At 67.3% G+C, this 5,155-nt stretch carries 6 protein-coding genes; 3 read left to right on the top strand and 3 right to left on the bottom strand.

Translation table 11 applies throughout. The annotated features are described in order from the left end of the window. Positions 1-1,251: NAD-dependent succinate-semialdehyde dehydrogenase (locus WA965_RS28780; protein WP_526448283.1), on the top strand; the 1,251-nt coding region annotated here is incomplete at its 5' end. 178 nt (positions 1,252-1,429) lie between these two features. Here the strand turns inward: WA965_RS28780 and WA965_RS28775 are convergent. Next, entirely contained in the window at positions 1,430-2,146 is a 717-nt protein-coding gene (locus WA965_RS28775; protein ID WP_526300324.1) for a TetR/AcrR family transcriptional regulator, read from the bottom strand. 96 nt (positions 2,147-2,242) lie between these two features. On the opposite strand from WA965_RS28775, the gene WA965_RS28770 reads away from it, so the two are divergent. After that, a complete protein-coding gene (locus tag WA965_RS28770) occupies positions 2,243-2,821 on the top strand; it encodes a DUF308 domain-containing protein (RefSeq protein WP_526300322.1) in 579 nt (192 codons plus the stop codon). 249 nt (positions 2,822-3,070) lie between these two features. Continuing rightward, positions 3,071-3,940, top strand: coding sequence for a type IV toxin-antitoxin system AbiEi family antitoxin (locus WA965_RS28765; RefSeq protein WP_526300320.1), 870 nt, complete (start codon positions 3,071-3,073; stop codon positions 3,938-3,940). A gap of 64 nt (positions 3,941-4,004) precedes the next feature. Here the strand turns inward: WA965_RS28765 and WA965_RS28760 are convergent, their stop codons facing one another. After that, a complete protein-coding gene (locus WA965_RS28760) occupies positions 4,005-4,652 on the bottom strand; it encodes a GntR family transcriptional regulator (RefSeq protein WP_526300318.1) in 648 nt (215 codons plus the stop codon). Next, positions 4,649-5,155 (bottom strand): maleate cis-trans isomerase family protein (locus tag WA965_RS28755; RefSeq protein WP_526448282.1); only part of this gene is annotated, 507 nt, incomplete at its 5' end. The genes WA965_RS28760 and WA965_RS28755, both read right to left, overlap by 4 nt.

Raw genomic sequence — 5,155 nt, 5'->3', positions numbered from 1 at the left:
CCGCCGCGGGAGCGCGCCGACATCCTGATGCGCGCGTTCGAATTGCTGCACGAACGCGTCGACGACCTCGCGTTGCTGATGACGCTCGAGATGGGCAAGCCGCTGGCCGAGTCCCGCGGTGAGATCGCCTACGCCGCGGAGTTCTTCCGGCACTTCGCCGGCGAGGCGGTCCGCATCGACGGCGGCTATCAGACGGCGCCGGCCGGTGGGTCACGCTTCCTGGTGGCGCGTCAGCCGGTGGGGCCGTGCCTGCTGATCACGCCGTGGAACTTCCCGATGGCGATGGGCACCCGCAAGCTCGGCCCGGCAATCGCCGCGGGCTGCACCAGCGTCATCAAGCCCGCACCGCAGACACCGCTGTCGATGCTGGCGCTGATGGACATCCTGGCGCAGGCCGGGCTGCCCGACGGCGCGGTCAACTGCATCAGCACCACCGAGGCCGGCGCGGTGCTGGAGCCGATGATCCGGTCGGGGCTGGCGCGCAAGCTGTCGTTCACCGGTTCCACGCAGGTGGGCCGGATCCTGCTGGAGCAGTGTGCCGAGAAGGTGTTACGCACGTCGATGGAACTCGGCGGCAACGCTCCGGTGCTGGTGTTCGCCGACGCCGATCTCGACGAGGCCGTCGAGGGGGTCTTCGCCGCCAAGATGCGCAACATGGGCGAGGCATGCACCGCCGCCAACCGGATTTATGTGCACTCGTCGGTGATCGAGGATTTCGGCCGCCGACTGGCTGAGCGGATGGCGGGTCTGACGGTCGGCCGCGGCACCGAGGCCGACGTCAACGTCGGACCGCTGATCGACGACGCGGCGTTGCGCAAGGTGCAGACGCTGGTCGACGACGCCGTTACGCGCGGCGCCACGGTGCTGACCGGTGGTGAGGCAACCGGCGGTGCGGGGTACTTCTACCCGCCGACGGTGCTGACGGGGGTGCCGCGGGATGCGGCGATGAGCTCGGAGGAGATCTTCGGCCCCGTCGCGCCGCTGACGCCGTTCGAGACCGAGGACGAGGCGGTGGCGGCAGCCAATGACACCGAATTCGGTTTGATCGCTTACGTTTTCACCAACGATCTGCGCCGGTCGCTGCGGGTCGCTGAGGCGCTGGATACTGGGATGGTGGGCCTGAACCAGGGTGTGGTGTCCAACCCGGCGGCCCCGTTCGGCGGCGTCAAGGCCTCCGGGCTGGGGCGTGAGGGCGGGTCGATCGGCATCGACGAGTTCCTGGAGACGAAGTACATCGGCATCAAGATGTGAGCCTTTGCGTTGAGACTGCAGCCACGGCGGGCTCCGCCGTTGAGACTGCAGCCACGGCGGGCTCTTGCGTTGAGACTGCAGCCACGGCGGGCTTTTGGCACGTTTTTGCACCCTCAGCGCAGTGTCAACGGAGGGGTGCGCCCTGACCGCAGTGTCAACGCGGGGCCCGGGGTCGCCGTCAGCGCCGTCGCTTGTCGGCGATGCGGCCCAGCCATTCCTTCATCAGTTCGCGTTCGGCATGGGTCAGAGGCACGTCGTTATCCTCGATGGCCTGCCGTAGTGCGGTGGCACGCCCGGTCAATGTGCTTCGAGCCTTGCCGGCACCGGAGGTGATCACGATGCTCGAGATCGCATTCTCCCGAGCGATGTCGCTCAGTTCTGGGTCGCGCTTTGTCGCGGGCATGGTCAACTGCGTGATCACGAAACCGACGCCGCAGGACTGGAACAGATCTGTCGCGCGCTCGGCGCTCATCCGAAGTCTGCCGTCGTCGGCGATCCGGGCGATCGCGTCGTGCAGCATGGACACCGACGTCTCGGCGGCCGCAGAGACCGCGTCACCCCGCCGCACGTTTCCGTAGATCAAGGCGAAGCAGTCGGGTTGAGCGAACCCGAAGGCGACGAAGAGATCCCAGAGGCGTCGCAGGTCTGTGACAGGGTCTCCGGATTGCTTGAGGAGGTTGCGCTTCTCCTGGATGTAGCCCTCGAGGATGTGCAGGGTGACCGCTTCGATGAGGCCGTCCTTGTCGCCGAACCTGCGGTAGAGAATCGGCGGCTGTGTGCCGGCTGCAGCGGCAACCGCACGCGTGGACACCGCCTCGACGCCGCCCGCCTGCAGGAGTTCCGCGGCCGCCTCCAACAATCGGTCCGACGTGGATTTGCGAGTGGCGGCCGACATGTTTCCAACGATAACACCGGGCCACAAGCGGAATATGTTACCGTCGATATCGTTAAAGCGATAACGGTGATAACACCGCTTCGATCAAGGAGGGCCATGTCCAATCACACGCTCAATGTCCATACCTCGGTCGACCCCGACCGTTGGCTGAAGTCCTACTACGCTCTGCGAGGCGTGATTTCGATCCTGTGGGTGCTCGCCGCGCTGACGGTCGGAACGAAATCGCCCATGATCGCGGGCGCACTGTTGCTGAGCTATCCGGCATGGGATGCGCTCGCCAACGTGATCGATGCGCGGCAGAACGGTGGGCTGCGACGCAACCCCACCCAGGCGTTCAACACCGTCGTCAGCAGTCTGACCACCGTCGCGGTCGCGGTCGCCCTGGCGCACAGCATGCACGCGGTGTTGGGGGTGTTCGGTGTGTGGGCGGTCCTGTCGGGACTGCTGCAGCTGGCGACGGCGGTCCGCCGGCGGAAACTCGCCGGTGGTCAGTGGCTGATGATCATCAGCGGGGTACAGTCTGCGGCCGCCGGTGCGAACTTCCTCCGCGAGGCCGGCGGAGCCCAGATGCCGAGCGTGTCAGACATCGCACCGTACGCCGCTTTTGGAGCGTTCTACTTTCTGGTGTCGGCGCTCTGGTTGTTCTGGCGGGGTCGTCGCCCAGCGAACGTATAACCAGCGTGCTGTGGGCGAAATCAACTCCACGGCTGCGATTTCTGCGGTTGGCCTGATATCCACAGCCCCGGCGTCGATTTGGGTGTGAGCACCACCGAGGCGCCCTGGTCTGGGGTTGCCCTCGGCATGCTCTGCGCCAAATCGACGCTATGGCTGCGTTTTCCCCAAACAAGCACCGATTCACAGCCCTGGTGTGGATATGGGCCACAGCGCCGGAGAATGTCTCATAACCCGAACACTATGGCGCACATGCACGAACCCTTCATCGGCAGCGAAGCACTGGCAGCACGCTCGCTGACCCGCGGCGCACTCCGCTGGAACTACACCGCGCTGTACCCGGATGTGTACATCCACAAGGACGCCCGCATCGATATTCACGACAGAGCTCGGGCCGCCTGGCTGTGGACCGGCCGCAAGGGAGTCATCGCCGGCACAACTGCCGCCGCGCTTTACGGTGTGGGCTCGATCGACACGAACGCCACGATCGAGCTCATCGCGCCGCCACGGCGGGCCCGGCCAGGTGTTGTCGTCCGGACCGAACGCATCGGCAGCGACGAGGTGGAAGCAGGTCCGTTGCCGTGCACCACGCCGGCGCGGACGGCGCTCGACCTGGCCCGACGGCTGCCGCGCGACGAGGCGGTCGTTCTCCTCGACCAACTCAGCGAGTGCACGGACGTCTCGGCCGCGGATGTCGCTCCTTTAGAGGCCCGCTACAGGTCGGCCCGAGGTACGGGTTCGGCGTGGGAGGCGATCAGGTTGATGGACGGCGGCAGCCGTTCTCCTGAGGAGACCCGGCTTCGGCTTATGTTGATCGACGGGGGGTTGCCGCGCCCGAGGACCAGCATCTTCGTCGAAGACGACTCGTACAACTTCGCCACCATGGACGACCAGCCGTGGGGTGTGGCCATCGGCATGGGTTGGGTCGATGCCAAGGTCGGGGTCGAGTGGGCCGCGCACCGTCGCGCCCTGCGCGCGGATATCGATTTCAAAAAGCTGCTCCAGCAGAAGGGCTGGCTGCTGATCGAGGTGACGCATCTGGACACGCGTGGCTCCACGATCCGGCGGTGCAAGGACGCGCTGCGGCAACGGTGGGGGCGACTGGCTGCGCCGAACATGTAGCCAGCGCGCACATGTGGCCCGAATCGCCGCAGAGGATGCAGCTTCGGCGACAAGACGTCGGCGATCAGTCGGGGATCAGCCGGGCCAGCGCGTCGTCCATGTGGGCCACCAGCAGCTCGTCGGTGCGATCGCGATCGCCGGAGCGCAGGGCGGTCGCCAGGATGCGGTGCTCTTCTTCGCGGTAGTCGGACTTGGCGTAGCTCTCGGCAAGGGCGTGGATGCACATCCGGGTCTCGGTGACGAACGTCTGGTGCATCCGGGCCAGCCGCGGGCTGTCGGAGAGCTCCACCAGCCGCTCGTGGAACGCGATGTCGAGCTCGCTGGCCTCCGCCGAGGTGATGGCCCGCCCCATCTGGTCGCAGATCGCCAGCAGCGCGTCCCCGGCTTTGGCGTAGGCGTCGCCGTCGAGGATCTTGCGGGCGGCGGCGCGTTCGACGGCGCCGCGGGCCAGGTACATGTCGCGGACGTCGTCAGGGGTCATGTCGGTGACGAAGATGCCGCGATTGCGGATCGCGACCAGCAGGCCCTCCTGGGTGAGGCGCTGCATGCCTTCCCGCAGCGGGCCGCGGCTGACGCCGAGTTGGCGGGCCAGGTCGGCCTCGCCCAACTGCGAGCCGGGCTCCAGTTCGCCGTGGCCGATGGCGGCGCGCAGTTTGTCCGCGATGATGCTGGGCGTCGTCTCCTGCGCCAGCGGAGCGATGTAGGTGGTCATCGGGTGCCTCCGAACAGCGCGCCGAGCCCGGGTAATTCCGGGACCGGCCCGAGCAGCTCCAGGCCCTTCCACACCGTGACCTGGTTGGCGGTCAGCACCGGTTTGCCGACCGCGGCCTCGAGCTGCTCGATGATCGCCAGCGTGTGCATCGCGGTGTCGGGCACCAGCACCGCCTCGGCGTCGGGATGATCGGCGGCGGTGACCATCGCGACCACCTGCTCCACGCCCAGCGTGCCGACCTCGGCCGCGGTGTAGATGCCGTGGCTGCCCATCGACACCACGTCGACGCCGCCGGCGGACAGGAACGCGACGAAGTGCTGTGCGACGTCGTCGGGGTAGGACGCCGCGACGGCGACCCGTCCGATGCCGAGGTGGCGCAGCGCGTCGACGAACGCGATCGACGTGGAGGAGGCAGGCACTCCGGCCGCGGCGGCGACCGCCGACACCTGGTCGGCCGCGCCCTGCGGTCCGAACACGAAGCTTCCCGACGTGCAGGCCCACAT

It is taken from the genome of Mycobacterium sp. (genome assembly GCF_049683935.1).
Lineage (GTDB): Bacteria > Actinomycetota > Actinomycetes > Mycobacteriales > Mycobacteriaceae > Mycobacterium.
This window is presented reverse-complemented; position numbering and strand designations above follow the sequence as displayed.